Source organism: Streptomyces fagopyri (assembly GCF_009498275.1).
Lineage (GTDB): Bacteria > Actinomycetota > Actinomycetes > Streptomycetales > Streptomycetaceae > Streptomyces > Streptomyces fagopyri.
In genome coordinates this window covers 4158005-4183807 of sequence record NZ_CP045643.1, presented here as the reverse complement: position 1 = coordinate 4183807, position 25803 = coordinate 4158005, and the positions used below count along the sequence as shown (strand labels likewise).

25 protein-coding genes are annotated in these 25803 nt (G+C 70.5%); 16 read left to right on the top strand and 9 right to left on the bottom strand.

All coding sequences use genetic code 11. The features are described from left to right. The first annotated feature begins 29 nt into the window (after nucleotides 1-29). The 6 genes from GFH48_RS38575 to GFH48_RS17900 are packed head-to-tail and all read left to right on the top strand — an operon-like array spanning nucleotide 30 to nucleotide 5443. The gene (locus tag GFH48_RS38575) at nucleotides 30-173 is read left to right on the top strand and encodes a hypothetical protein (protein ID WP_194280609.1); all 144 of its coding nucleotides are present in this window, start codon (nucleotides 30-32) and stop codon (nucleotides 171-173) included. Beyond that, a complete protein-coding gene (gene kdpF, locus GFH48_RS17920; protein WP_055544543.1) occupies nucleotides 170-259 on the top strand; it encodes a K(+)-transporting ATPase subunit F in 90 nt (29 codons plus the stop codon). Before GFH48_RS38575 ends, kdpF begins: the two co-directional genes overlap by 4 nt. An 8-nt stretch (nucleotides 260-267) precedes the next feature. Beyond that, nucleotides 268-1932 (top strand): potassium-transporting ATPase subunit KdpA, encoded by a 1665-nt coding sequence (gene kdpA, locus GFH48_RS17915; RefSeq protein ID WP_153289227.1) that lies wholly within the window; start codon nucleotides 268-270, stop codon nucleotides 1930-1932. Continuing rightward, nucleotides 1929-4061, top strand: coding sequence for a potassium-transporting ATPase subunit KdpB (kdpB, locus tag GFH48_RS17910; RefSeq protein ID WP_194280608.1), 2133 nt, complete (start codon nucleotides 1929-1931; stop codon nucleotides 4059-4061). The genes kdpA and kdpB overlap by 4 nt, the downstream gene beginning before the upstream one ends. Nucleotides 4062-4066: 5 nt before the next feature. Then, entirely contained in the window at nucleotides 4067-4732 is a 666-nt protein-coding gene (locus GFH48_RS17905; RefSeq protein WP_153289226.1) for a potassium-transporting ATPase subunit C, read from the top strand. A gap of 21 nt (nucleotides 4733-4753) precedes the next feature. Further along, on the top strand, nucleotides 4754-5443 hold the full coding sequence (locus tag GFH48_RS17900) for a response regulator (protein ID WP_153289225.1): 690 nt from the start codon (nucleotides 4754-4756) through the stop codon (nucleotides 5441-5443). 24 nt (nucleotides 5444-5467) lie between these two features. Here GFH48_RS17900 and GFH48_RS17895 read toward each other — a convergent pair whose 3' ends face one another. Then, a complete protein-coding gene (locus GFH48_RS17895; RefSeq protein ID WP_153289224.1) occupies nucleotides 5468-5665 on the bottom strand; it encodes a DUF397 domain-containing protein in 198 nt (65 codons plus the stop codon). 10 nt (nucleotides 5666-5675) lie between these two features. Then, nucleotides 5676-6521: a Scr1 family TA system antitoxin-like transcriptional regulator gene (locus GFH48_RS17890; protein WP_153289223.1), complete on the bottom strand. Its 846-nt coding sequence runs from the start codon at nucleotides 6519-6521 to the stop codon at nucleotides 5676-5678. Between the two features lie 287 nt (nucleotides 6522-6808). Here GFH48_RS17890 and GFH48_RS17885 point away from each other — a divergent pair, with 287 nt between their 5' ends. Next, complete coding sequence (locus GFH48_RS17885; RefSeq protein WP_153289222.1) at nucleotides 6809-7222, top strand: ATP-binding protein; 414 nt, start codon at nucleotides 6809-6811, stop codon at nucleotides 7220-7222. Between the two features lie 155 nt (nucleotides 7223-7377). Next, complete coding sequence (locus tag GFH48_RS17880) at nucleotides 7378-9192, top strand: APC family permease (protein ID WP_153289221.1); 1815 nt, start codon at nucleotides 7378-7380, stop codon at nucleotides 9190-9192. Between the two features lie 141 nt (nucleotides 9193-9333). On the opposite strand, the gene GFH48_RS38570 is transcribed toward GFH48_RS17880, so the two are convergent. Next, complete coding sequence (locus GFH48_RS38570; protein WP_194280607.1) at nucleotides 9334-10020, bottom strand: hypothetical protein; 687 nt, start codon at nucleotides 10018-10020, stop codon at nucleotides 9334-9336. 139 nt (nucleotides 10021-10159) lie between these two features. Here GFH48_RS38570 and hemL point away from each other — a divergent pair, with 139 nt between their 5' ends. From hemL to GFH48_RS17835, 8 genes are all read left to right on the top strand, one after another. Continuing rightward, a complete protein-coding gene (hemL, locus tag GFH48_RS17870; protein WP_153289220.1) occupies nucleotides 10160-11476 on the top strand; it encodes a glutamate-1-semialdehyde 2,1-aminomutase in 1317 nt (438 codons plus the stop codon). Then, nucleotides 11473-12162 (top strand): histidine phosphatase family protein, encoded by a 690-nt coding sequence (locus GFH48_RS17865; protein WP_153289219.1) that lies wholly within the window; start codon nucleotides 11473-11475, stop codon nucleotides 12160-12162. Before hemL ends, GFH48_RS17865 begins: the two co-directional genes overlap by 4 nt. Nucleotides 12163-12334: 172 nt before the next feature. After that, complete coding sequence (locus GFH48_RS17860; RefSeq protein WP_153289218.1) at nucleotides 12335-13642, top strand: polysaccharide deacetylase family protein; 1308 nt, start codon at nucleotides 12335-12337, stop codon at nucleotides 13640-13642. Between the two features lie 66 nt (nucleotides 13643-13708). After that, entirely contained in the window at nucleotides 13709-14329 is a 621-nt protein-coding gene (locus GFH48_RS17855) for a TlpA family protein disulfide reductase (protein WP_153289217.1), read from the top strand. A 45-nt stretch (nucleotides 14330-14374) separates the two neighbouring features. Then, nucleotides 14375-15112: a cytochrome c biogenesis CcdA family protein gene (locus tag GFH48_RS17850; RefSeq protein ID WP_153292971.1), complete on the top strand. Its 738-nt coding sequence runs from the start codon at nucleotides 14375-14377 to the stop codon at nucleotides 15110-15112. Between the two features lie 3 nt (nucleotides 15113-15115). Then, complete coding sequence (gene resB, locus GFH48_RS17845; RefSeq protein ID WP_153289216.1) at nucleotides 15116-16987, top strand: cytochrome c biogenesis protein ResB; 1872 nt, start codon at nucleotides 15116-15118, stop codon at nucleotides 16985-16987. Then, nucleotides 16984-18060 (top strand): c-type cytochrome biogenesis protein CcsB, encoded by a 1077-nt coding sequence (ccsB, locus tag GFH48_RS17840; protein WP_153289215.1) that lies wholly within the window; start codon nucleotides 16984-16986, stop codon nucleotides 18058-18060. Before resB ends, ccsB begins: the two co-directional genes overlap by 4 nt. Nucleotides 18061-18118: 58 nt before the next feature. Continuing rightward, complete coding sequence (locus tag GFH48_RS17835) at nucleotides 18119-18532, top strand: SRPBCC family protein (protein WP_153289214.1); 414 nt, start codon at nucleotides 18119-18121, stop codon at nucleotides 18530-18532. A 74-nt stretch (nucleotides 18533-18606) separates the two neighbouring features. Here GFH48_RS17835 and GFH48_RS17830 read toward each other — a convergent pair whose 3' ends face one another. From GFH48_RS17830 to GFH48_RS17805, 6 genes are all read right to left on the bottom strand, one after another. Next, nucleotides 18607-20151, bottom strand: a complete 1545-nt coding sequence (locus GFH48_RS17830; protein WP_153292970.1) for an ABC transporter substrate-binding protein — start codon at nucleotides 20149-20151, stop codon at nucleotides 18607-18609. A 22-nt stretch (nucleotides 20152-20173) separates the two neighbouring features. Beyond that, nucleotides 20174-22288: a hypothetical protein gene (locus GFH48_RS17825; protein ID WP_153289213.1), complete on the bottom strand. Its 2115-nt coding sequence runs from the start codon at nucleotides 22286-22288 to the stop codon at nucleotides 20174-20176. Nucleotides 22289-22429: 141 nt separating this feature from the next. Further along, the gene (locus GFH48_RS17820) at nucleotides 22430-23440 is read right to left on the bottom strand and encodes an isopenicillin N synthase family dioxygenase (protein WP_228120660.1); all 1011 of its coding nucleotides are present in this window, start codon (nucleotides 23438-23440) and stop codon (nucleotides 22430-22432) included. Next, nucleotides 23433-23903 (bottom strand): nucleoside deaminase, encoded by a 471-nt coding sequence (locus GFH48_RS17815; RefSeq protein WP_153289212.1) that lies wholly within the window; start codon nucleotides 23901-23903, stop codon nucleotides 23433-23435. Before GFH48_RS17815 ends, GFH48_RS17820 begins: the two co-directional genes overlap by 8 nt. A gap of 78 nt (nucleotides 23904-23981) precedes the next feature. Next, nucleotides 23982-25085, bottom strand: coding sequence for an abortive phage infection protein (locus GFH48_RS17810; protein WP_153289211.1), 1104 nt, complete (start codon nucleotides 25083-25085; stop codon nucleotides 23982-23984). A 206-nt stretch (nucleotides 25086-25291) separates the two neighbouring features. Beyond that, nucleotides 25292-25702: a PLD nuclease N-terminal domain-containing protein gene (locus tag GFH48_RS17805; RefSeq protein ID WP_153289210.1), complete on the bottom strand. Its 411-nt coding sequence runs from the start codon at nucleotides 25700-25702 to the stop codon at nucleotides 25292-25294. Between the last annotated feature and the right edge of the window lie 101 nt (nucleotides 25703-25803).

The following is a 25803-nucleotide window of genomic DNA, read 5'->3' as shown; positions in this document are numbered from 1 at the left end:
GGAGGTGTCAACGCCGCTCGATTCCGGCCGTGCAGGGGTTTTGCTCTAAGCGTCCGATTCGTTTTCCGAACCTCATCCAGGAGCTCACGATGGCCGATGTGGCCTTCGTCGTCACCACGATCGCGGTGTTCGCGCTGGTGGCCCTCATCGCCAAGGGGGTGACGAAGCTGTGACCGCCGAGAACATTGTCGGCCTGATCGTGGCCGTCGCCCTGCTGGGCTATCTCGTCCTCGCTCTCGTCTTCCCGGAGAGGTTCTGAGTCTCGACATGAGTCCCGTCCTCGCCGGCGTGCTCCAGCTGCTCGCTCTCATCGCGGCGCTGGCTCTCGCCTACATCCCGCTTGGCGACTACATGGCCAAGGTCTACTCCTCCGACAAGCACTGGCGCGTCGAGAAGTGGATCTACAAGGGCATCGGCGCCAATCCGAACACGGAGATGCGCTGGCCCGCCTACCTGCGCGGTGTCCTCGCCTTCTCCGCCGTCGGCGTGCTCTTCCTGTACGTCCTCCAGCGCGTCCAGGGCGTACTGCCCGGCTCGCTGGGCTTCAAGGCCATCGACCCCGACCAGGCGTTCAACACGGCCGCGTCGTTCGTGTCGAACACCAACTGGCAGTCGTACTACGGCGAACAGGCCATGGGTCACGTCGTGCAGACCGCCGGTCTCGCCGTCCAGAACTTCGTCTCCGCGGCCGTCGGTATCGCGGTCGCCGTGGCGCTCGTACGAGGGTTCGCCCGCTCCCGCACCGGCGAGCTGGGCAACTTCTGGTCGGACCTGGTGCGCGGCACCGTACGCATCCTGATCCCGCTCGCGGTGGTCGGCGCGATCATCCTGGTGGCGTGCGGGGCGATCCAGAACTTCGCCGGTATCCACGAGGTCGGCCAGTTCATGGGCGGCTCGCAGCAGTGGAACGGCGGGGCGGTCGCCTCGCAGGAGGTCATCAAGGAGCTGGGCACGAACGGCGGCGGTTACTTCAACGCCAACTCCGCGCACCCCTTCGAGAACCCCACCCCGTTCACCAACCTCTTCGAGATCTTCCTGCTGCTGGTCATCCCGTTCGCGCTGACCCGCACCTTCGGCCGGATGGTCGGCTCCCTCAAGCAGGGCTACGCGATCCTCGCCACCATGGCCACCATCTGGGTCGGCTTCGTCGCCCTGATGATGTGGACCGAGTTCGCCCACCACGGCCCGGCGTTCCAGATCGCCGGCGGGGCGATGGAGGGCAAGGAACAGCGCTTCGGCGTCGGCGCCTCCTCGATCTTCGCGGTGTCCACGACCCTGACCTCGACCGGTGCGGTGGACTCCTTCCACTCGTCGTTCACCGGCCTCGGCGGCGGCATCACGATCCTGGGGATGCAGCTCGGTGAGATCGCGCCCGGTGGTACCGGGTCCGGCCTCTACGGCATGCTGATCATGGCGGTCATCGCGGTGTTCATCGCCGGTCTGATGGTCGGCCGCACCCCGGAGTACCTGGGCAAGAAGATCGGCACCCGCGAGATGAAGTTCGCGGCCTGCTACATCCTCGTCACGCCGGCCCTGGTGCTCGTCTTCACCGCCGCGGCGATGGCGCTGCCCACCCCGGGCCACTCGATGACCAACAGCGGGGCGCACGGATTCTCCGAGATCCTGTACGCCTATTCCTCGGGCGCCAACAACAACGGTTCGGCCTTCGCGGGTCTGAACGCGGACACGCAGTGGTTCAACAGCACGATCGGTCTCGCGATGCTGCTGGGCCGGTTCCTGCCGATGGTGTTCGTGCTGGCGCTGGCCGGTTCGCTCGCCGAACAGCGGCCCGTCCCGGAGACCGCGGGCACCCTGCGCACCCACAAGCCGCTCTTCGTGGGCCTGCTGGTGGGCGCCATCCTGATCATCACCGGTCTGACCTACTTCCCGGCCCTCGCCCTGGGCCCGCTGGCCGAGGGGCTGGCGTCATGACCACCGACGTAACGAACCAAGAGGACGAGATGTCCACAGCCACTCCGACCCGGGCGCCGCACGGCGATGTGCCGACCGGCCACAAGTCCGACAAAGGCCGTGTCGGCGCGGGTCTGTTCGACCCGCAGCAGCTGCTGAGGTCGCTGCCGGACGCCTTCCGCAAACTCGACCCGCGGGTGATGGTCAAGTCGCCCGTCATGTTCGTGGTGCTGGTCGGCTCGGTCCTGACGACGGTCTTCTCCTTCAAGGACCCGGGCGACTGGTTCGGCTGGGCGATCAGCGCCTGGCTGTGGCTGACCGTCATCTTCGCCAACCTGGCGGAGGCGGTGGCCGAGGGCCGCGGCAAGGCTCAGGCGGACACCCTCAGGAAGGCGAAGACGGACACCGTCGCGCGCCGCCTGATCGGCTCCGCCGAGGAGCACGTGCCCGGCACCGAGCTGCGCGTCGGCGATCTGGTGGTCTGCGAGGCGGGCGACATCATCCCCGGCGACGGTGACGTCGTCGAGGGCGTCGCGTCCGTCGACGAGTCGGCCATCACGGGTGAGTCGGCCCCGGTGATCCGCGAGTCCGGCGGCGACCGCTCGGCCGTCACCGGCGGCACGAAGGTCCTCTCCGACCGGATCGTCGTCAAGATCACGACGAAGCCCGGCGAGACCTTCATCGACCGGATGATCGCGCTGGTCGAGGGCGCGGCCCGGCAGAAGACCCCCAACGAGATCGCGCTGAACATCCTTCTCGCGTCCCTCACGATCGTCTTCCTGCTCGCCTGCGCCACACTGCCCCCGTTCGCGGACTACGCGGGCACGCACCTCACCATGGTCGTGCTGGTGGCCCTGCTGGTCTGCCTGATCCCGACGACGATCGGCGCCCTGCTCTCCGCGATCGGCATCGCGGGCATGGACCGGCTGGTGCAGCGCAACGTGCTGGCCATGTCGGGCCGGGCCGTCGAGGCGGCGGGCGACGTGTCGACCCTCCTCCTGGACAAGACCGGCACCATCACCCTCGGCAACCGCCAGGCCGCCGAGTTCGTACCGGTGACCGGCACCACCGAGGCCGAGGTCGCGGACGCCGCCCAGCTCTCCTCGCTGGCCGACGAGACGCCCGAGGGCCGCTCCATCGTCGTCCTGGCGAAGGACAGGTACGGGCTGCGCGAGCGCCACCAGGGCGAACTCGCGGGCGCCGAGTGGATCGCCTTCACCGCCCAGACCCGCATGTCGGGTGTGGACGTCGACGGGCGCAGGATCCGCAAGGGCGCGGCCGGGTCGGTCGTGGCCTGGGTCGAGGAGCGGGGAGGCACCGTGTCCGCGGACGCCGACACGCTCACGAGCCGCATCTCCCAGGCGGGCGGCACCCCGCTGCTGGTGGCCGTCGAGGACTCCGAGGGCGCACGCGTCCTCGGGGTGATCCACCTCAAGGACGTCGTCAAGGAGGGCATGCGCGAGCGGTTCGACGAGCTGCGCCGCATGGGCATCAGGACCGTCATGATCACGGGTGACAACCCGCTGACGGCCAAGGCGATCGCGGACGAGGCCGGCGTCGACGACTTCCTCGCGGAGGCCACTCCCGAGGACAAGATGGCGCTCATCAAGCGCGAGCAGGCCGGCGGCAAGCTGGTCGCGATGACCGGCGACGGCACCAACGACGCGCCCGCGCTGGCCCAGGCGGACGTCGGCGTGGCGATGAACACGGGTACGTCGGCCGCCAAGGAGGCCGGCAACATGGTCGACCTCGACTCGAACCCGACCAAGCTCATCGAGATCGTCGAGATCGGCAAGCAGCTGCTGATCACCCGGGGCGCGCTGACGACGTTCTCCATCGCCAACGACGTCGCGAAGTACTTCGCGATCATCCCGGCGCTGTTCGCGGTGGTCTACCCGGGCCTGGACAAGCTGAACATCATGCGTCTGTCCTCGCCCGACTCCGCGATCCTGTCGGCGGTCATCTTCAACGCGCTGATCATCATCGCGCTGGTGCCGCTGGCTCTGCGGGGTGTGCGGTACCGGCCCATGAGCGCCGACCGGATGCTGCGGCGCAACCTCGGGATCTACGGCATCGGCGGCCTGATCGCCCCCTTCGTCGGCATCAAGATCATTGACCTGCTCATCTCCCTCATCCCCGGAATCGGCTGATCGCCATGAACAACTCGGTTACGAACACGGCCCGGTTGCTCTGGGCCGGCCTGCGGGCCCTGCTGGTCCTCACCGTCGTCTGCGGGGTGATCTACCCGCTCGCCGTCACCGGCGTCGGCCAGGCCCTGTTCCACGACAAGGCCAACGGCTCGGAGATCAGCGCGAACGGCAGGGTCGTCGGCTCCTCGCTGATCGGCCAGTCCTACAACCTGCCGCTGAAGAAGGGCCAGGAGACCCCGGAGCCCGACCTGAAGTGGTTCCAGGGACGCCCCGCCAACGGTCTGGGGACGAACTCGGTCAACACCCGGTACAAGCTGATCCTGTCCGGCGCCACCAACCGGTCGGGCGACAACAAGGACCTGATCGACTGGGTGACCGCCGCCAAGAAGGCCGTCATCAAGGACAACTCGGTGAACGGTTACACGGTCCGGCCCTCCGACGTGCCCGCCGACGCGGTGACGTCCTCCGGCTCCGGCCTGGACCCGGACATCTCCCCCCAGTACGCGGACATCCAGGTCCACCGGATCGCGGAGAAGAACGGTCTGTCCGTCGCCCAGGTGCGGAAGCTGGTCGACGAGCACACCGACAGCCGGACCCTCGGCTTCATCGGCGAGCCCCGCGTCAACGTCCTCGAACTCAACATCGGGCTCAAGGCGCTGGCCGGGAAATGACCGGGAGCCAGTGACTCAGCGATGACCCGGGTGCTGGTCGTGGAAGACGACCCCCAGCTCGTACGAGCGCTCGTGATCAATCTGCAGGTCCGCCAGTACGGAGTGGACGCGGCGCCCGACGGCGCCACGGCCCTCCGGCTGGCGGCCGTACGGCAGCCCGATGCCGTCGTGCTCGACCTCGGGCTGCCCGACATGGACGGCCTGGACGTCATCAGGGCGCTGCGCGGCTGGACCCGCGTACCGATCCTGGTGCTGTCCGCGCGCCGCGCCTCCGGGGAGAAGGTCGCCGCGCTCGACGCGGGCGCCGACGACTACATCACCAAGCCGTTCAGCATGGACGAACTCCTGGCCCGGCTGCGCGCCGCCGTCCGCCGCACGCAGACCCCGGAGCTCCTGCCCGGGGCCGACGTCGTCACCACCGCCGGCTTCACTGTCGACCTGGTGGCCAAGAAGGCGAGGCGCGCGGGCCGGGACGTCCGTCTCACGCCCACGGAGTGGCACCTGCTGGAGATTCTGGTCAGCAATCCCGGCCGCCTCGTCCCGCAACGTCGGCTGCTCCAGGAGGTCTGGGGCGCCTCGCGAAGCAACAAGACCAACTACCTGCGGGTCTACATGGCCCAGCTCCGCCGCAAGCTCGAAGCCGACCCGTCCCATCCCCGCCACTTCATCACGGAGCCGGGGATGGGGTACCGCTTCGAGGCCGGGGACTGAGGCCGGACTCCGGGGCCGGGTGACTCACGGGCCGGAGGGGAGCCCGTGTTTCACGGCGGCGAGGAGGGCGCGCAGGGCGGCGGGAGCCGGGGTGACGACCGTGGCGGGGTGGTCGCTCTCGCGGAGGTGGAGGGTGGCGGGGGAGGAGGCTATCTCCAGGCAGTCCTCGTCGTCATCGCCCGAGGAGAAGGACGACTTCTGCCAGTGGAGTGTGGGGAGCACGGTCTGCCTTTCAGAGGTCCTGGGCGATGGCTCGAACGAGGTCGCGGGACGGGGTGGGTTCGAGGGCGGTGCTGTCGATGCGTGCCAACCGGGCCCGGTAGCGGTGGAGTTTGGCGCTCGCGTCCACGAAGAGACTTCCATTGCCGGTGTCGACCTGGGCTGTGTCCAGTTGGGGCACTTTGCCACCGACGTACAGCATGGACTGTCCGGCACCCGCGAAGTCGTCCGCGGTAAAGGGAATGACCCGGACGGTGACCGACTCCCGCTCGGACTCCCTCAGGATGCGGTCCAGTTGAGTACGGGCCGCCTTGGGCCCGCCGACCCGCATACGCAGGGCCGCCTCGTGAATGACCGCCTGGTACGGGCGTCCGGTGTTGAGCACCTGCTGCCTGCGAAGGCGGAACTCGACGCGGTCCTCCCGGTCCCTCTCCGGCAGCTCCGGACTGGTGAAGAGCGAAGCCGTACGGATGTACTCCTCCGTCTGGAGAAGACCGGGGATGTGCAAGGCCTGGAAGGTGCGCACGTATGTGCTGTAGTGCTCCAGCTCGGCGAGGTCGAGGCCCTTGGGGCGCACCACTCCTCGGTACTTCTCCCACCAGCCCTTGCCACGACTGCCGGCCATCTCGACCAACGCGTCCAGGAGTTGACGGTCGACACAGTCGTAGAGCTCGGCCAGTCGGCGCAGCCGTTCCTCGCTGATTCCGAACCGCCCGGACTCGATGTGGCTGATCTGGGTCTGGTTCGTACTCAGGAACTCGGCGGCGTCGCGTGACTCGATGCCCGCGGACTCGCGCAACTTGCGCAGCTCGGCACCGAGGCGCGCCTGGCGCGTTGTGGGGTTGGGCCTCGGTGGCATGTCGTCCTCCTACTGGCGATCACCGCCGAGTCTGCCGCGTCAGTAGGGCAACTTCCACGGTGTCCAGGGCAATTATCAGGACCGCTTGAGGCGTAGCAGGCTGAGACGCTATGGTCGTCATGCATCACGGAGAGTGTCCAGTCCGTCACTCCACCGCAACTCTCCCCTGCGTACCGCCCCTGGGAAGTGCCACCGCGGACCGTCGACATCCGAGGCGAGGCCACCGACGCGGCAGGGAACCGACCGATCCCCCCAAGCCCTCCTCATCGCGACGGAGTTGATGCCGCATGCCCGAATACACCCTCTTCTGCCCGCCCCTCGACACCTCCCCCCACATCGCCCGCGACTTCGTCGCCTCCGTGCTGCGCGCGCAGAGACTCGACGGCGAACTCGTGGACGCGGCGACACTGTGCACCTCCGAACTCGTCACGAACGCCTGCGTGCACGCGAAGGGCGGCGGCTCCGCGCTGTGGCTGTCGGTCGAGCCGGCCGGTGTGCGGGTCGTGGTGTTCGACGGGGACGAGAACCCGCCGGTGATAAGGGATCTGACGCCCGAGGGATGGGAGAGGGGCGGGCGCGGACTGTATCTGGTGGACGCCTTCACGGACGGGCGCTGGGGCAGCGGCCCGGCCCTCGCGTACGGCGGTCCGGTCCGGCCCGCGGGCAAGGCGGTGTGGTTCGACCTGTCCAGGCCGAGGTGATGAGAGCCGCGCGGGCCCGGCGTCCGGGTCCGCGCGGCCACGCGGGGCGTGCGCCGCCTGGCGCGTCCTTGACGGCTCGCGGCCAGGTGGACCCGCCACACTGACTCCGGACAGGACGAAACAACCGGAACCCCCCCTGTATCGCGAGGTCCTCGATGGCGTACGGACTGGCCCGCCGCGAACTGCGGCCGAGAGTTCCCTTGCGGCACGGGGAGGGCGACAAGTACCGCTTGACCAGCATCGAGGGGCTCGCCGCACTGTCCCTGGACGCGCTCAGCTCGGTGGCGTACGGACCCGAGGCGATCGTGCTCGTCCTGATCGCCGCCGGGACGGGCGCGCTGACCGCCACGCTGCCGGTGACCCTGGTCATCGCCGCGCTGCTCGCGGTGCTCGTCGTGTCGTACGGGCAGGTGATCGCCGTCCATCCGGACGGGGGCGGCGCGTACGCGGTGGCGAAGAAGGACCTGGGGCCGAGCGTCAGTCTGCTCGCCGCGGCCAGCCTCGTCGTCGACTACGTGCTGACCGTGACCGTCAGTCTGGCGGCGGGCGCCGCGAGTCTCGCCTCCGCCTTCCCCTCCCTCGGTCCGCACCTGCTCGCGATCTGCCTGATCGGCCTCGCCCTCCTCACCGCCGTGAACCTGCGGGGCGTGGCCGAGAGCGCCCGGGTGCTGATGCTGCCCACCGCGCTGTTCGTGGTGAGCATCCTCGGCATCGTCGTACTGGGGCTGCTGCGCGGCCACCCCGTGGCCGTCGTGGGCACCGCGCACCCGGTCCACGCCACCGAGGGGCTGGGTGTCCTGCTCCTCCTCAAGGCGTTCTCCTCCGGCTGCTCCGCGCTCACCGGGGTGGAGGCGATCGCCAACGGCGTCCCCTCGTTCCGCGATCCGCGCGTCCGGCGCGCCCAGCGCACCGAACTGATGCTCGGCGCGCTGCTCGGCCTGATGCTGATCGGCATGGCGCTGCTGATCCGCCGCGACGAGGTGGCCCCGCGCGGCGGCGTGACCGTACTGGCGCAGCTCACGGCGGGCGCGTACGGGACGGGATGGCCGTACTACGCCACGAACCTCATCGTCACCCTGGCGCTCGCCCTCGCCGCCAACACGAGTTTCGGCGGACTGCCCGTCCTGATGAGCCTGCTCGCCAGGGACCACCGGCTGCCGCACTTCTTCGGGCTGCGCGCGGAACGACCGGTGTACCGCTGGGGAGTGGTCGCCCTCGCGCTGCTCGCGATGCTGCTGCTGATCGCCGTGGACGCCGACACCCACCGGATGATCCCGCTCTTCGCGATCGGGGTGTTCATCGGATTCAGCGTCAGCCAGATCGGACTGGTGCGGCACTGGGCGGGGGCGCGACCGCCCGGCTGGCTGCGGCGCGCCGCGCTCAACGGGATCGGCGCCGTCCTGACCGTCGTCGCCGGGGTCGTCCTGCTGGCCACCAAGTTCCTGGAGGGGGCCTGGGTCGTCGTCGTCATCATCCCGCTGCTGATGCTGCTGTTCTCGCGCATCCAGCGCTACTACACGGAGGTGGGCAGGGAACTCGGACTCGGCGAGACCCCGCCCCCGCTCAGCGTCGCCGACTCCCTCGTCATCGTCCCGGTCGGCGAGGTCAGCCGGCTCACCCGGCACGGGCTGCAGGCCGCGCTCTCCCTCGGCCACGAGGTCGTCGCCGTCGCCGTGCACGCCGATCCCGCCAAGGTCCGCACGCTCAAAGCGAGCTGGGACCGCTGGGACCCGGGGGTACGGCTGGACGTCATCGACAGCCCGCGGCGCTCACTCGTGGAACCCCTCGTCGAGTACGTCCGGCGGGCGGCGGAGGGAGGCCGGCAGGTCGCCGTCCTCATCCCGGAGGTCGAACCGCTCCACCGCCGCTACCAGCTCCTTCAGAACCAGCGCGGCCTGCTCCTCGCCACGGTGCTGAGGGCCCGTACGGACGTGGTCGTCTGCGTGGTGCCGTACCGGCTGGGCCTCTGAGACCGCGGGCTTGCGGGGTCCGGCGTACGGGCCGCGCGCCCCGGCCGGCCCGGTGGCCGCGGCGGTGCGGGCGGGACCCGGAGGCCCCGCCCGTTCGCGCTCTGCTTCGGAAGTCCCGCCCGCGTCAGCGGAGAACGGGGCTCAGGGCCACACCAGGCAGTACGGCTGGTGCCCCGCCTCGTGCAGACGGTGGCTGAAATCCTGCCATTCGTGGAGAAGCTGGTACACGTTGAACGCGTCCCGGGGTCCGCCCCGGTCCGGCACCGTCGACCAGATGAACGCCGCCGCGCCCACCGCCTCCTCGCCGATGCCGCGGAGAGGGTCGACGACGGTCATGGGGAGCTTCACGACGGCGTAGTCGGGATGGAGGACGACGAGTTCCAGCGGGGGCACCTTGTGCAGGGGGACGCCCTCGATGCCGGTGAGGACCATCGCGGCCATCGTCTCCGGCTTGATCTTGGTGAACATGCCGTTCATGCCGAGCTCGTCGCCGCCGAGTTCCTCCGGGCGCATGGAGATCGGCACCCGGGCCGCGGTCGCGCCGTCCGGTGCGCCGAAGTATTTGTACGTCACCCCCACCCGGCCACCATTCCCGCTTCCTGCCCTGAGCCGGTCTGCCCCGCGGTCCGTGTAGTCCATACCGTCCATACGGGCCGACGAGTCGATCCGCTCAGGATCGCCCTGTGATCCTTGTGACCCTTGCGATCCCGGCGTGCCCTGTGCCTGCCGTGCCTCGGCTTCCTCCGCCTCGCGCCGGTGCTTCCCCCGCCGGGCACGCCGAGGACCGAGGTCATCGGTCCCCTCGCCCAGTCCGCCACCGCGATGCATATCTCCACCCGACTGCTTTTCTAAGGCGCGCGACCCCCGCCACGCAACCCGATCATCGTGACAGTGACCTCCCCCACGGCCGCACGCCGAAACGTACGCTGAAACACCTGTCCGCAGGATCTTCGCAGCCTCTGACACCATGGCCCGTGTGAGCTATCCGTACGAAGCCCCAGTTTCGCAGACTCTTTTCGACCGTGCGGCTGCCGTCACGCCGGGCGGCGTGAACTCTCCGGTGCGCGCGTTCCGCGCCGTGGGCGGTACGCCCCGCTTCATGGTGTCCGGAAACGGTCCATACCTGACCGATGCCGACGGGAGGGAATACGTCGACCTCGTTTGCTCCTGGGGGCCGATGATCCTCGGTCATTCCCGGCCCGAGGTCGTCGCCGCCGTGCAGGAGGCCGTCGCCCGCGGCACCTCCTTCGGCACCCCGGGCGAGGGCGAGGTCGCGCTCGCGGAGGAGATCGTCGCCCGCGTCGAGCCGGTCGAGCAGGTCCGGCTCGTCTCCAGCGGGACCGAGGCGACGATGTCCGCCATCCGCCTCGCGCGCGGGTTCACCGGGCGGCCCAAGGTCATCAAGTTCGCCGGGTGCTACCACGGACACGTGGACGCCCTGCTCGCCGCGGCCGGCAGCGGTCTCGCCACCTTCGCGCTGCCCGACACCCCCGGTGTCACGGGCGCCCAGGCCGGCGACACGATCGTGCTTCCCTACAACGACCTCGAAGCCGTGCACGCCGCTTTCCACGCGCACCCCGGTGAGATCGCCTGCGTGATCACCGAGGCCTCGCCCGGCAACATGGGTGTCGTGCCGCCGCGCCCCGGCTTCAACGAGGGCCTCAAGGACGCCTGCGCGAAGAACGGCGCCCTGTTCATCTCCGACGAGGTCATGACCGGGTTCCGTACCAGCAGGTCAGGCTGGTACGGCATCGACGGGGTCAAGCCCGACCTGATGACCTTCGGTAAGGTCATGGGCGGCGGCTTCCCGGCCGCGGCCTTCGGCGGACGCAAGGACGTCATGGGGCATCTGGCCCCCGTCGGTCCCGTCTACCAGGCCGGCACGCTCTCCGGGAACCCCGTCGCGACCGCCGCGGGACTCGCGCAGCTGCGGCTGCTCGACGACGCCGCGTACGAGACGGTCGACGCCGTCTCCGCGCGGATCCGCGCGCTCGTCACGGAGGCGCTCACCAAGGAGGGCGTGGCGCACCGGCTGCAGAACGCCTCCAACATGTTCTCGGTCTTCTTCACCGGACGTGAGGTGCGCGACTACGAGGACGCGAAGGCGCAGGAGTCCTTCCGCTACACCGCGTTCTTCCACGCGATGCTGGCGCAGGGTGTGTATCTGCCGCCGTCGTCCTTCGAGTCGTGGTTCGTGTCCACGGCCCACGACGAGCGGGCCATCCAGGTGATCGCCGACGCCCTTCCGGCGGCGGCACGGGCAGCGGCGGAGGCCACGGCATGAGCGAGAGTCAGCGTCAGGACATCACCGTCGTCCACCTCATGCGGCACGGCGAGGTCGCCAACCCGGACGGGGTCCTCTACGGCCGGCTGCCGGGGTACCACCTCTCCGAGCTCGGACGGCAGATGGCCGACCGGGTCGCCGAGCACCTGGCGTCGCGTGACGTCACGCAGGTGATCGCCTCCCCGCTGGAGCGGGCGCAGGAGACCGCGACGCCCATCGCCAAGGCGCACGGACTCGACCTCGGCAGCGACGGGCGGCTGATCGAGGCGGAGAACGTCTTCCAGGGCAAGACCTTCGGGGTGGGCGACGGCGCGCTGCGCAGGCCCGAGAACTGGAAGCACCTCGTCAACCCGTTCAAGCCGTCCTGGGGCGAGCCGTACGTGGAGCAGGTCGTCCGCATGATGGGGGCGCTGGACGCCGCCAAGGACGCGGCCCGCGGTCATGAAGCGGTGCTGGTCAGCCACCAGTTGCCGATCTGGATCGTGCGCTCCTTCGTCGAGCGGCGGCGGTTGTGGCACGACCCGCGCAAGCGGCAGTGCACGCTGGCGTCGCTCACGACCTTCACCTACCGCGGTGACAAGATCGTCTCCGTCGGCTACAGCGAGCCCGCCAGGGATCTCGTCCCGTCCCATCTCCTCGCGGGCGCCAAGCCGGTGAAGGGGAAGAGCAAGGCGTTCGGCGCGTAGCCGTCGCGGGCTCGCGTGTGAACTTCCGGTGACTGTGAAGTGTGCCACTCGATCGTTCTTCGTAAAATGCGATCAATATGAGCTAGATACCGGAACCCATCCGCACTTCGTGCCCTCTCATTATGTGTCTGCTGAGAGACAGCTGAGAGGGCACGAAGGAGATGGGGACCGCATGCGGGACATCAGCCGGCGGGGAATGATCGGCCTCGGGGCGGGTGCCGCGGCGGCATTCGGACTCGCGGCGTGCGGCACCGCGGACCACGACGGCCCGAGCGGTGCGAGCGGTTCACAGCCGGGCAAGCCCGGTCGGTCGTCCCGCCCCGGCGCCCCGAAGCCCACCGCCCGTCCGATAGGCGACGGCTCCACCTCCTTCACCGGCAAGCAGCCGAAGCAGCCCAAGGCCCCCGTGCCGCTGGAGCCCGGCGAGACCCCTCCGCAGTTCGTGATCTTCTCCTGGGACGGCGCGGGGGAGGTCGGCACCGGCCTCTTCTCCCGGTTCCTGCGGCTCGCCGAGGAGCACGACGCGCACATGACCTTCTTCCTCTCCGGGCTCTATCTGCTGCCCGAGTCGAAGAAGCGCAAGTACCTGCCGCCGAACAACCCCCGCGGCGCCTCGGACATCGGCTACCTCACCGACGACCACGTCAAGGCGACCCTCGGAGGCGTCCGTCAGGCCTGGCTCGACGGCCACGAGATCGGCACGCACTTCAACGGCCACTTCTGCTCCGGCCACGGCACCGTCGCCAACTGGACGCCGGCCCAGTGGCGCAGCGAGATAGACCAGGCCAAGTCCTTCGTCAAGGAGTGGCGGACCAACACGGGCTGGAGCGATCTGCCCTCGCTGCCGTTCGACTACGACAAGGAACTCATAGGCGGGCGCACCCCCTGTCTGCTCGGCCAGAACAACCTGCTGCCGACCGCCAAGGAACTCGGCTGGCGCTACGACGCCTCCTCGCCCGGTGGACGCCAGCGCTGGCCGCAGAAGAACCAGGGGGTGTGGGACCTCCCGCTGCAGGCCGTCCCGTTCCCGGGCCACAGCTTCGAAGTCCTGTCCATGGACTACAACATGCTCGCCAACCAGTCGGTCAACTCGACGAAGGCGCCGTCGTACAACTACCCGGGCTGGCGGAAGCAGGCGGCCGAGGCCTACATCGCCGGATTCCGGCGGGCGTACGAGTCGAACCGGGCACCCTTCTTCATAGGCAACCACTTCGAGGAGTGGAACGGCGGCATCTACATGGACGCCGTCGAGCAGGCCTTCAAGCACATCGCGCGGGAGAAGGAGAAGGGCGGGGACGTGCGGCTCGTCTCCTTCCGGCAGTTCGTGGACTGGCTGGACGTGCAGTCGCCGCAGACGGTGGCCAAGCTGCAGACCCTGGACGTGGGCCAGCGGCCGGCCGGCGGCTGGAAGACGTTCCTGGGCGACACGGACAAGGGGACCGCCGGCGCCTCGTCCAGCGCGACGGGCAGTGCCACCTGAAATGGTGTTCTCCGCCCGCGAGGGGGGTGCGGAAGATCCCCGAAACGGGCATGCGAAACTTTTCACATGAGTGCCGCCTGTCGCGCCGAACCACGCTCGAACCGCACCCGTAGCCGCGTCGCCCTGCTCACCGCCGGGGCCGCCGCCATGCTCGTCCTGTCCGCGTGCGGGTCCGGAGGGACCTCCGGGGGCTCGGGCGACACCAACTTCGTCGCGGGCAAGGACGGCATCTCCACGGTCGCGAAGGGGTCGCGGGTCGACGCCCCCGACCTCTCCGGCGCGACCGTCGACGGCAGGAAGCTCGACGTCGCGGACTACAAGGGCAAGATCGTCGTCCTGAACGTGTGGGGTTCCTGGTGCCCGCCGTGCCGTGCCGAGGCCCCTAACTTCGTCAAGGTCGCCAAGGACACCGAGGCGAAGGGCGTGCAGTTCGTCGGTATCAACACCCGTGACTCCGAGGTCTCGCTCGCCCGCGCGTTCGAGAAGGAGTTCGGGGTCACGTACCCCAGCCTCTACGACCCGACGGGCAAGCTGATGCTCCGCTTCAAGAAGGGCACGCTCAACCCGCAGACGATTCCCTCCACGCTCGTCATCGACCGGGACGGGAAGGTCGCGGCGCGGACGCTGCAGGCCCTCAGCGAGGACAAGCTGCGCGAGCTGCTCGACCCGATCATCGCGGAGAAGTGACCTGACGTGTCCCTTCATGTCGCTCTTGCCGCCTCCGCCGACGGAATGAACGGCACGGTCTACAGCGGGGCCCTGCTGCTCGCCCTGCCCGTCGCCGTGCTCGGCGGGCTCGTCTCCTTCTTCTCACCGTGCGTGCTGCCGCTCGTACCGGGCTATCTGTCGTACGTCACCGGTGTCACCGGTACCGATCTGGCGGAGGCCAGACGGGGGCGGATGGTCGCGGGCGCGAGCCTGTTCGTGGCGGGGTTCACCGCCGTGTTCGTCTCCGGCGGGGCCCTGTTCGGCTACTTCGGGTCGACGCTCCAGGAGTACCAGGGCACGATCAGCAAGGTCCTCGGCGTGCTGATGATCGGCATGGGCGTCTTCTTCATGGGGATGATGCCTTGGCTGACGCAGCGCGAGTTCCGCTTCCACAAACGGCCGGTGACCGGCCTGGCGGGCGCGCCGCTGCTCGGCGCGCTCTTCGGCATCGGCTGGACGCCGTGCCTGGGGCCGACGCTCACCTCCGTCAACATTCTCTCGATGGACCAGGCGAGCGCCGGGCGCGGGGCCATACTGACCGTCGCGTACTGCCTCGGCCTGGGTGTGCCCTTCGTGCTCGCCGCCGTGGCCTTCCGCAAGGCGCTCGGCGCCTTCGGCTGGGTCAAGCGCCACTACGTGTGGGTGATGCGGATCGGCGGCGGCATGATGATCGCGACCGGCCTGCTGCTGCTCACCGGTGCCTGGGACAGCATCGTGCAGCAGATGCAGACGTGGTCCAACGGCTTCACGGTAGGGATCTGATCGATGAGCACGACCGACACCGACGACGGAACCGGTAGGGCGGCGGCGGAACCGGCGGCCGCCAAGCGGCACATCGGGGTGAGCGCCGACGGCGAACTCGGCGAGGCCGGATCCCAGTTGTCCACGGCTCCCGTCGACACGGCCGTGCCCGGTTCGTTCGGCGGGATGCGGGCGCCCGGCCCCGCCGGGGCACTGGCATGGACCGGCCGTGAGGCCGTCGGCTGGGCGCGCTGGTTCTGGCGGCAGCTGACCTCGATGCGGGTCGCGCTGATCCTGCTCTTCCTGCTGTCGCTCGGCGCGATCCCCGGGTCGCTGATCCCGCAGTCCGGGACCGACGCGCAGAAGGTGGCGGACTTCAAGGACGCGCACTCGATCCTCGGTCCGGTCTACGACCGGCTGGGCCTCTTCCACGTCTACAGCTCGGTGTGGTTCTCGGCCATCTACATCCTGCTCTTCGTCTCGCTCATCGGCTGCATCGTGCCCCGCACCTGGGGGTTCGTGGGACAGCTGCGCGGCCGTCCGCCGGGCGCGCCGAAACGGCTGGACCGGCTGCCCGCGTACGCGACCTGGCGCACCGCCGCCGAGCCGGAGCAGGTCCGCGCGGCCGCGCTCCAGGTGCTCGGGCGGCGCCGCTTCCGGGCGCACGTCGAGAAGGACGCCGTCGCCGCCGAGAAGGGCTACCTCCGCGAGACCGGCAACCTGCTCTTCCACATCGCGCTCGTCGTGATGCTCGTCGCCTTCGCCTGGGGTCAGCTCTTCAAGTCCGAGGGCAACAAGCTGATCGTCGAGGGCGACGGATTCTCCAACACGCTCTCGCAGTACGACGACTTCAAGTCGGGCAACCTCTTCGGCAGCGACGACCTCACGCCGTTCAGCTTCGACCTGAAGAAGTTCACGGGTACCTACGAGCGGACCGGTCCCAACAAGGGCACGCCGCGGACGTACCAGGCGGCCGTCACCTACAGCGTGGGCGCCTACGGCAAGGACCGGAAGACCCTCGTCAAGGTCAACGAACCGCTGAGGATCGGTGACTCGAAGGTCTACCTCACCGCCCACGGCTACGCGCCGGTCGTCACGGTCCGCAACGGCAAGGGCGACGTCGTCTTCCACGACGCCGTGCCGATGCTGCCGCTCGACCCGAACGTCACCTCGCAGGGCGCGATCAAGGTCATGGACGGCTACCGGAACGGGCGGGGGCAGCCCGAGCAGCTCGGCTTCTCCGCCGTCTTCGTGCCGACCTTCGCGGGTGCGGGCAAGGGCACGATGTTCTCGCAGTTCCCCGCGCTCGACTTCCCCGTGCTCGCGCTGACCGGATACCACGGCAGCCTGGGGGTCGACGCGGGCATCCCGCAGAACGTGTACCAGCTCGACAAGTCCAAGATGAAGCAGTTCAAGGACGCGAAGGGCGATATTCTCGCGGCGCGTCTGCTGCCCGGCGAGACCATGAAGCTGCCTGACGGTGCCGGCTCGATCACCTTCGACAAGGGCGTCAAGCAGTGGGCGAACTTCCAGGTCACCCAGCAGCCCGGCAGTGACTGGGCGCTCGCCGGAGCCTTCACGGCGATCTTCGGTCTCGCCGGTTCCCTCTTCATCCAGCGCCGCCGGGTCTGGGTGCGCGCCACCACGGGCGCGGACGGTGTGACCGTCGTGGAGATGGCGGGCCTGGGCCGCAGCGAGTCCGCGAGGCTCCCCGAGGAGCTCGGCGACCTGGCCGCGCTCGTGCACGAACAGGCACCCACCAAGACCGACGAACCCGACGCGGGGACGGACCCCGACGCCGGGACGGACCCCGCAGCCGAGCCGGACGCCGATTCGGACACCACCGACCCCGACCCTCACGCCGTACCTGCCGCCGAAGGGGCTGAGAAGCAGTGACTCTCGCCACCGCAACCAACGAACACCTCGCCAACATCAGCAACACGCTGGTCTACTCCTCGATGGCCGTCTACACCCTGGCCTTCTTCGCGTACATCGCCGAGTGGATCTTCGGCAGCCGCAGCAAGGTCGCCCGCACGGCGGCCGCGCTCACCTCCGGCACCGGGGCGGCGGCTCCCGCGGTCACCGTGAAGGCGGCGGGCGGCACCGCCGTCCTGGAACGGCCGACGGTCGTCACCCGCTCCGCGACCGGTGCCCGTGACGTGCCCGACGGTCCGGGGGCGCACGGCGGGGACGCGCAGGGCGACCTGTACGGCCGTATCGCGGTGTCCCTCACCGTGGTCGCCTGGGCCGTCGCGACGGCCGGCGTGGTGGCCCGCGCCCTGTCGGTGCAGCGTGCGCCGTGGGGCAACATGTACGAGTTCAGCATCACCTTCTCGACCGTCGCCGTCACCGTGTACCTGGCGTTCCTGCTGGCGAAGAAGAACATCCGCTGGCTGGGCCTGCCGCTGGTCGCCACGGTCCTGCTGGACCTCGGGCTCGCCGTCACCGTTCTCTACACCGCCAGCGACCAGCTGGTTCCCGCCCTGCACTCGTACTGGCTGTACATCCACGTCTCGACCGCGATCCTCTGCGGCGCGATCTTCTACGTGGGCGCGGTCGGCACCCTGATGTACCTCTTCAAGGACTCCTACGAGAACAAGCTGGCCACCGGTGGCCGACCGGGACGTTTCGCCACCTCGGTCCTGGAGCGGCTGCCCTCCGCGGCCTCCCTCGACAAGTTCTCCTACCGGGTCAACGCCGCCGTCTTCCCGCTGTGGACCTTCACGATCATCGCGGGCGCGATCTGGGCGGGCGACGCGTGGGGCCGCTACTGGGGCTGGGACCCGAAGGAGACCTGGGCGTTCATCACCTGGGTCGCCTACGCCTGCTACCTGCACGCCCGTGCCACGGCCGGCTGGAAGGGCCGCAAGGCCGCCTACATCGCGCTGATCGCCTTCGCGTGTTTCCTCTTCAACTACTACGGCGTCAACATCTTCGTCTCCGGCAAGCACTCCTACGCCGGCGTCTGACCTCCGTACCGCCGGGACCAGGGGTGCGGAAGCCCGTGCCGCGGGCCACGCTGGTGTCATGACCGGAACCGTCGAAGAGGGAGCCGTCGAGACCCGGGGGGACACGCGCGTTCGGCACTGGCTGCTGTGTCTTCCCCAGCCCGTGGACAGGGTCTGGGCGGCGATGGCCACCCCCGAGGGACTCGTGGGGTGGCTGGCGCGGGCGGAGGTGTTCGAACCGCGGCTCGGCGGGGCGGTCGACCTGCGCGGACTGGGCGCCGGGCGGATCACCGCCTGGGACGTCGAGCGGGTCGCCGAGTACACGATGGAGAGCCGCGGCCGGGTCCGGTTCCACCTGGAGCCCGCGCCGCCGGACGACACCGGCTCCGGCTCCGCCACCACCGTCCGGTTCACCCACGAGTACGAGGGCGACTACGAGCCCGGACCGTGGCGGATCCGCTTCGAACGGCTGCTGACCCTCATGACGGCGTAGGTACCGGGCCGGCCGCGCCGGAAGAGGCGGCTGCCGTCCCGTGCGCCGCCGGGGCCGCCGTACGGGCGCCCCGGCTACGACGGCGGCAGGCACTCCTTCGCCGGGGGCCTCCCCTCCGGCCAGGCGATCTTCACGAAGCGGGCGCGGGACTCGGGGGTCAGCTGCACGATCGGTACGGCCTTGTCGTACGGATTGCCGTGGGCGTCCAGACAGATCCACCCGCTCGCCCCGTTCACCCGCAGCTCCCTGCCCTTCACCTGCGGCCACTGGAGGCCCACGTCCGCCAGGGCCGGGATCCTCCCGGTCGGCGACGCCCCGCGGATGCCCCGCACGGCGAGCCGCATGGCGTCGTAGGCGATGATCAACTGGCCGTCGTCCAGGGCGATCGGGCCGACGGGACCGACCGGCTCCTTCGTGGCGCCGGCCAGCAGGACCCGGAGCGTCGTCGCGTCGGCCGCGGAGCCCCCGGTCCTCGCCGGGTCCTTCGGCCAGGCGTCCGGGTGGGCGAGCGCCGTGTAGCGCACGGTCAGCAGCCGGTCCTTGAGCGCGGACGGGTCGAGGTCCCTGTCACCGGCGAGGTACGAACCCTCGTCGCCGGTGAGCACCGTGAACCGGCGGTCGTGGCAGCCGCGCTGGCCCAGCGTGTTGATGAACTGGCGCAGCTGGGTGTGGCGCCCGGCGAACAGGATGGTGTCGGTACTGGCCGGGGTGTTGCACAGGATGTTGGTGATCTGCGCGAAGACGTTGGAGGTGCTGCCCTCCTTGCTGCGGTCGGCGGGCGGCGTGAAGGGCTGGGCCTCGTAGCGCGAGCCCTTGAGCATCTTCTCGAAGGACCCCTGGAGCGTGCGCGTGTACGGGTCGCCCGTCCGGTCGTAGACCAGGAAGGCGTTGACGGCCGAGACCTTCGCGAAGGAGGCGAGGGCGCGGGCCTCGTCCGTGTTGGTGGGGGAGACCCGGGCGAGGCCGGGGAAGGGGTCCTTGCCGTGCTGCCCGTTGGCGAGGTCGTCGGCGGTGATCGAACTCCCTATCACCGGGATGCCCCGGGCGGTCAGCTCCGCGACCGCCCTTTTGTTGTTGTCGGTGCTCTGACCGACCCCGGTCACCGCGCGCAGCCGGTCGCGTCCCTTCGCCATCCGCTCCAGCCGGTCGACCGTGTACTTCCAGTACGTGCCGGTGGAACCTGGGTTGGCCAGCACCAGGCGGATCTTCGGCTTCAGCCCGGTGGTGTCGTGGTTGGCCTGGTACTGGGCCAGATAGGCGCCCTGGAGTTCGTGCAGCACGTCGGCCAGGTTGTCGGCGTCGGTCGCGGTGAAGGGCTCCAGCAGGGCGACGGTGACGTAACCGCCCGCCTTCAGCCGGGCGTTCTCCCGGTGGATCGCCCGTACGGTGTCGGCGAACTGCGGCCGGCCGAAGGCGTACGTGGACCACGAGACGCCCACGCACTCGTCGCTGCCCTCGGGCTGGACGACGCCCGGGGCGCAGGACCGATTCTCCTTGGCGGCCGTCATACCGCCCCAGATACCCAGGCCCGCGAGGACGGCGGCCAGCGTCAGCGCCACGTACCGGCGGAAACGGATCTCCCAGACGTCCTCGCGCAGCCACCGCCACCAACGCGCCATCATCGGTCCCCGTCCCCTCTCATCACTGGCCTGCGGTCCCGTTCTCGTCGTCGTCGGGGACGCGCAGCGGGCGTCCGGCGAGCGCGTCCGAGGGCCACTCCCGCGAGGCCCGCCACAGCAGCGGGTTGCCCGCGGGGCGCAGGTTCGACAGCTGCTCCAGTTCGAAGCGGAGCCGGTCGCAGACCTTCGGGTCCGGCAGCACCAGCGGATCGGTCAGCTGCCAGACGGCGTGCAGCAGCCTCCGTACCCGCAGATGCAGTACGGCGTCGACGCTGTCCGGCGGTCGCTGGGCCGTGTCGGTGCGGCCGAGCGCGATCGACGCCCGGTCGTCGTGGCCGGCGTGCCCCGCGCGGTCACCGGAGTCCTGGCCGTCCCGGTCGTGCGCGTGGAAGTACGGAGCGGAGGCGATGAGGAGCAGCGTCGCCAGCCAGCTCCCGGTGTCGGTGCGCGGGAAGGTGTCACGCAGGTGCGCGACCGCGAAGTCCGCCTTGCCCAGGGCGAGTTCGTGGTGCAGCCGGTAGCGGTCCCGGTCGGGCAGATCCCCGTCGCCGTAGTGGTCGACGAGGGTGCGGTGCACGGCCCGCCACCGCTCGTGGTCCGGGTCGCCGTGGTGCAGGCGCAGCAGGAGCAGCGCGCGCAGGAACGGATCGCCGACGAACTGCCCGGCGGCCGTGGGCAGTCCCTCGCGCGCGAGCCGCTCCTCCAGGTCGAGGACGCCCGAGGCGCCGAAGTCGTCCGGGAGCTGGACCTCGGCGAGCGCGCACGCCGAGTCGCGGTCGTGGGCGGCGGCGAGCACGGTCAGCTCGTCGAGCCGGCCGCCGGGCACCAGCCGGTCCAGCAGTTCCAGATAGGTGGGGCGCCCGTCGTGGTCCTCGTGGACGACGACGTCCGCGGTGAGCAGCGGGCCCAGCGAGGCGGTCCCGCGGGGCAGGTTCTGCCGGGCGGACTGCGCGAGCAGGGTCACGCCGAGCGGGCTGCCGCCGGTCAGCCGGTGGGTCGCGTGCGGCAGGTGCGGCGGCAGGTCCATGCCCTGGGCGGTGCCGCCCAGCAGGTGCAGGGTGTCGTCGGGGGTCAGCGGCGGCAGCGAGAGGAGCAGCGCCCGCGAGGACGGTGAGGTGCCCGGCTCCCAGCCGGTGTGCCGGACCACCTCGGGCAGGGTGCGCCGGCCCGCGTTGCGCAGTGCCGGGTGGGTGTCCCCGCGCAGGGCGGCGAAGAAGACGACCTGATCGGCGATGCCTTCGGCGCGGTCGCGCAGCACGGGTTCCAGCAGGCCGAGGCCGGCCGGCTCCCGGACGTTGTCGATCAGCACGACCGGGCGGCCCAGCCGGTGCGAGCGCTGCATGACCCCCGCGTACGCGTCGTCGAGATCGGCCAGCAGGGCCCGTACGAGATGGCGTTCGGCGTGGGTGCGGGAGTCGCCGCCGGCGCGGAAGTGCGCGGAGAGCAGGATCAGTCCGAGCTTGGCGTTGCCGCCCGCGTTCGGATAGTCGCGGTACCAGGTGGCGGCCCTGCGCAGTCTGCGGTGGGTGGGGGCGATCCCCTCGGCGAAGGCCTCCAGGGTCGCCTCGATGATCGGCTCCACCACGGGACCCGTACTGCTCATCGAGGCGATGAGCTTGGCGACGACCTTGCTCACCCAGCGGCCCGCGAATCCCGACAGACGTGAGCCGGTCTCGTTCAGGAGCAGGATGCGCTCCGCCTCCTGCCGGATGCGCGGCACGTCGCGGTCGCTCCAGCCGCCCGCGGCCACCGCGAGCAGCCCGGAGGCCAGCCGGGGGAAGCCGATCCGCCCGGCGCCGGTCACCGGCTCGGCGAGCTGCTCGGCGATCGTGGTGAGCGCCTGCCCGACCGGTGACCAGGACTCCGCGGGCCGTTCGGGCGGGGGAGCGGTGAACTGCGGGTCCTCGCCGTCGACGAGCGCGACCGGCGTATGGCCGCGGTAGGCGTCCCGCAGCTCGCGCAGCACCGCGCTCCTGCCCAGGCCCCGGCCGCCCGTGAACACCACGAAGGGCAGTTCCTTCGGGTGTTCGACGACAGCCGGGCGCAGTTGGTACGGGCGCAGCCCGACGAGACGTGGAGCGAGACCGGGCGGGTCGGTGTCGAACAGCGCCCCGCGTCCGTGCAGCCCTCTGTGCACCGCATCTCCCCCTGGCGCGGTCCGGTCCTGCCTGTGCTGCAGTGAGGTGTATCAATACCAGTGTAAAAAGGGGGAGTTGCTTCGGACTAGGGTGCGTGATGTCCGTTTGGTTACGAAATTCTTCCGCATCCTTTCCGGCGGCTAGCTCACAGTGATCGAATTGAGCTTGTCCCGCAGATACGCGTGGGAGTCGACCGGCGGGTACGCGACGCGCCCCACCGGAGCCGGTACGGACTCCACCACCGTGCCCGGCGTGCACTCGCCGAAGTAGACCAGCGACATCAGCTCCTCGGTGGGCGCGTCCGCGGGCGGCGGCAGTACCCGATGCCGCCCCGAACGCCACCGGTCGCCCGTCCAACGGGCCATCAGATCACCGATGTTGACCGTGAACGCCGCGGGATCGAAGGGCGCGTCCTGCCAGCCGTCCTCGTCCGTGAAGACCTGCAGCCCGCCCTTGCCCGTCTGCCGGTCGAGGAGGGTGACGGTGCCGAAGTCCGTGTGCGGGCCGATACGGAACTGGCCCGGCTCGGGCGCGCCCACGACCTCCGTCCCCGGATACCAGTTGATGTTGAAGCCGTACGTCGGGTGGTCCATGTGCCGGGTGAAGAAGTCCGGCTCCACTCCGAGCGCCTCGCCGAGGAGGGCGAGCAGGCGGTTCTCCAGTCCGGCCATCCGGGCCAGGTACTCCACGCACAGTTCCCGAAGCCCGGGGGCTTCCGCCGGCCAGACGTTGGGCGCGTACCACTCCGCGTTGGTCTCCGGGTCCTCGAACGGTTCGTGCGTCGCGAAGGTCAGCGACTCCTTGAGGTCGGGCGGGGTCTCGGTGCCCTCGGAGTACCCGTTGGCCTCCACGCCGGGACCGAGCCAGCCGCGTCCGCCGACCCGGGCGGCGTACCGCTGTTTCGTCTCCGCGGGCAGGACGAAGAAGGCGCGTGCCGCCTCCCGGATCCGGGCGCGCAGGGACGGGTCGACGCCGTGGCCGGTGACGAGGAGGAACCCGGCGCCGCGCAGGGCGTCGTCGACGGTACGGGCGGTCCGCGCCCGGGTGGCCCGGTCGCCCGACAGCCACGGACACAGGTCGACGGTCGGGACACGGGGGCGGGCCGGGGGCTCCTCCCGGCGGGTGGCCCGGGGATCACCCACCTCACTCACCGATGTCCTCGTTCCACAGGGCCGGGTTCTTCTCGACGAAGTCGCGCATCATGGCCGCGCACTCGGCATCGTCCAGCCGGACGATCTCCACCCCGTGCTCGGCCAGCCAGTCGTGTCCGCCGTGGAAGGTACCGGCCTCGCCGATCACGACCCGGGAGATGCCGAACTGCCGGACCAGACCGCTGCAGTACCAGCACGGGGAGAGGGTGGTCACCATGGTCGTACCGCGGTAGGTCCGTCGCCGTCCGGCGGCACGGAAGGCCGAGGTCTCCGCGTGCATGGACGGGTCGCCGTCCTGGACGCGCCGGTTGCGGCCGCGCCCGAGAAGGGCGCCGTCGGCGCCGTACAGCGCGGCGCCGACGGGGATGCCGCCCTCCGCGAGCCCGGCGCGGGCCTCCTCGACGGCGGTGGCGAGCCACCCGCGGGCTCGTGCCGGGTCGACTGCCTGATCGATGCGCTCCATGACCCCACTCTCCTGTGGCCGGAGCACGAGGGCAACGCGCACGGGCCCGCTCGCGGCGAGCCGGACCCGGACGGACCGTCAGCGGCCGTGGCGCGCGTACTGCCGGGCCAGCGCGCGGAAGGACTCCTTCGGCTCCCAGTACCGGCCGGGGGCTTCGGGCCGACGGTCCTCGACCGCCTTGACGAGGGAGTAGCTCGCCGTGTCGAGGTCGTGGCGCGGATCGCGGGGGCGGTGCGGGGCGTCGGGGGTGACGAAGGTGTACGCCATCGCCGCATACAGGCCCATCGACTCGAACACCGACAGCACGTCCGTCAGATACGCGGCCTGCGCCCGCTCGCTGCGGACGATGCCCTCCTTGATCTCCGGCGGCTCCTTGCCGTGATCGACGACGTCCCATCCCATGCCGCCGCGCTCGGGGGCGCCCTCGAAGGTGCAGCAGCCGAACTCCATGACGGCGACGCGCTTCCCGAACCGGGTGTACCGGGCGAGATCGCGGACGTAGGCGTCCCGGTGCCGGAAGAACCCGTAGTAGTCGACGCCGACGAGGTCGAAGAGCCCCCAGTCGACGTCCTCGTCCTGCGCGGCGGCGTACGTCAGCCGCCCGCGGAAGACGGAGCGGCCCACGCCCGCCGCCCGCGCCGTGAAGCGGTGCAGGCGCCGCGCCATCCGTACGGGGTCGAACGTCCCGGCGAGGAGGTTCTCGACACGCTCCTGGACGTTGGCGCCGGGCACGATCCCGGGCACGTACAGCACGAACTCGCACCCCACGCTGAGGTGCACCCCGGCCCCCTGCCGGCGCAGCCGTTCCGCGCACCGGCCCGTCTCCGCGAGGTGGTCGAGGATGTCCCGCTCCGGCACGTCGCCCAGGGTCGGTTCGAGCCAGACGCGCAGGCCCCGCTCCGCCGCCTCGGTGGCCGTGGCGGCGAGCCGTTCGACGCCGTCGCCGGTGACCTTGACGGAGTCGGCGTGCAGGTCGTGCGCCAGGGCGCGCAGGTCGCCGCGCATACGCCGGGCGCTCCACCCCGTACCGGGCGTCTCCCCGTCCGCCACCTCGTAGACCGCACCCCGGTAGGTCAGTCCCCGCCGTCCGTCCGTCGCCCCGGCCCGCCCCGCGGGCAGCACCGCGGCCGCCGCCCCCGCCGCGGCCATCCCCAGGAACCGAGCCCGGCTGATCCCCCGCATCGCGCCTCCCCGTCTCGTCGTCCCGACCCAGTCTGGGAAGCGGACCGCCCCCACGCCGTCCGCCGATGGTCTACGGGCGGCTGCCGAAGGTATGAGCGGGGGCGGGACGCGTGGACCGTCGGCGGGCGACGGCGACGCGGGGACACCCCCGACCACCGCCGTCCGTGCGGTCGTTCGTCGGGGCGGGCGTCGGGGCGGGCGTCGGCTCAGGCGTCGTCGTCGGACTTGCTCTGCTGCTCCCGCCGGCGCAGTTCCTCCTCGCGGCGTTGCAGGTCGGCCTCCCAGTCCTTCAGGAGTGCCTCGTCACGGTCCGGCCGTTCGGGCTTGTCGGCCCCGAGCGACTTGAGGAACTCCGGGTTGTCGTCGGGCGCGACGTACGGCGCGCCCTGGTCGCGGCGCCACCCGGTGGCCGCGGCGCCCACCGGGCCCCCGCGGCGCGTACGGCCCGCGACGAGCCAGGCGACCGGCCCGACCAGCACCTCGCCGAAGAGCAGGATGATGATCACCCACACCACCTTCGGCAGGCCGCGGACCTCCTCCTCGGGGGTGTTCAGACAGTCGATGAAGGCGTAGATCCACAGCGCCAGGACCAGCAGGAAGGGCAGATACCTGAGCATGGCCGAACGGTCCCCCAGTGAGCGACGGCGGGGCGGCACAGGGCCCCGGTGACGCGGCCAGGGTAGCGGGTCGCCCCCACGGCGCGGCCCCCGCCCGACCG

Excerpts from the sequence above, each read along its gene's own strand:
- GFH48_RS17805 (WP_153289210.1), bottom strand. The coding sequence starts at position 25,702 with ATGCTCAGGTATCTGCCCTTCCTGCTGGTCCTGGCGCTGTGGATCTAC.
- GFH48_RS38570 (WP_194280607.1), bottom strand. The coding sequence starts at position 10,020 with ATGCATCGCGGTGGCGGACTGGGCGAGGGGACCGATGACCTCGGTCCT.
- GFH48_RS17810 (WP_153289211.1), bottom strand. The coding sequence starts at position 25,085 with ATGCGGGGGATCAGCCGGGCTCGGTTCCTGGGGATGGCCGCGGCGGGG.
- hemL (WP_153289220.1), top strand. The coding sequence starts at position 10,160 with ATGGCCCGTGTGAGCTATCCGTACGAAGCCCCAGTTTCGCAGACTCTT.
- GFH48_RS17850 (WP_153292971.1), top strand. The coding sequence starts at position 14,375 with ATGAACGGCACGGTCTACAGCGGGGCCCTGCTGCTCGCCCTGCCCGTC.
- GFH48_RS17880 (WP_153289221.1), top strand. The coding sequence starts at position 7,378 with ATGGCGTACGGACTGGCCCGCCGCGAACTGCGGCCGAGAGTTCCCTTG.
- kdpB (WP_194280608.1), top strand. The coding sequence starts at position 1,929 with ATGACCACCGACGTAACGAACCAAGAGGACGAGATGTCCACAGCCACT.
- GFH48_RS17860 (WP_153289218.1), top strand. The coding sequence starts at position 12,335 with ATGCGGGACATCAGCCGGCGGGGAATGATCGGCCTCGGGGCGGGTGCC.
- GFH48_RS17835 (WP_153289214.1), top strand. The coding sequence starts at position 18,119 with ATGACCGGAACCGTCGAAGAGGGAGCCGTCGAGACCCGGGGGGACACG.
- GFH48_RS17865 (WP_153289219.1), top strand. The coding sequence starts at position 11,473 with ATGAGCGAGAGTCAGCGTCAGGACATCACCGTCGTCCACCTCATGCGG.
- resB (WP_153289216.1), top strand. The coding sequence starts at position 15,116 with ATGAGCACGACCGACACCGACGACGGAACCGGTAGGGCGGCGGCGGAA.
- GFH48_RS17830 (WP_153292970.1), bottom strand. The coding sequence starts at position 20,151 with ATGGCGCGTTGGTGGCGGTGGCTGCGCGAGGACGTCTGGGAGATCCGT.
- GFH48_RS17855 (WP_153289217.1), top strand. The coding sequence starts at position 13,709 with ATGAGTGCCGCCTGTCGCGCCGAACCACGCTCGAACCGCACCCGTAGC.
- GFH48_RS17885 (WP_153289222.1), top strand. The coding sequence starts at position 6,809 with ATGCCCGAATACACCCTCTTCTGCCCGCCCCTCGACACCTCCCCCCAC.
- kdpA (WP_153289227.1), top strand. The coding sequence starts at position 268 with ATGAGTCCCGTCCTCGCCGGCGTGCTCCAGCTGCTCGCTCTCATCGCG.
- GFH48_RS17905 (WP_153289226.1), top strand. The coding sequence starts at position 4,067 with ATGAACAACTCGGTTACGAACACGGCCCGGTTGCTCTGGGCCGGCCTG.
- GFH48_RS17815 (WP_153289212.1), bottom strand. The coding sequence starts at position 23,903 with ATGGAGCGCATCGATCAGGCAGTCGACCCGGCACGAGCCCGCGGGTGG.
- GFH48_RS17890 (WP_153289223.1), bottom strand. The coding sequence starts at position 6,521 with ATGCCACCGAGGCCCAACCCCACAACGCGCCAGGCGCGCCTCGGTGCC.
- GFH48_RS17900 (WP_153289225.1), top strand. The coding sequence starts at position 4,754 with ATGACCCGGGTGCTGGTCGTGGAAGACGACCCCCAGCTCGTACGAGCG.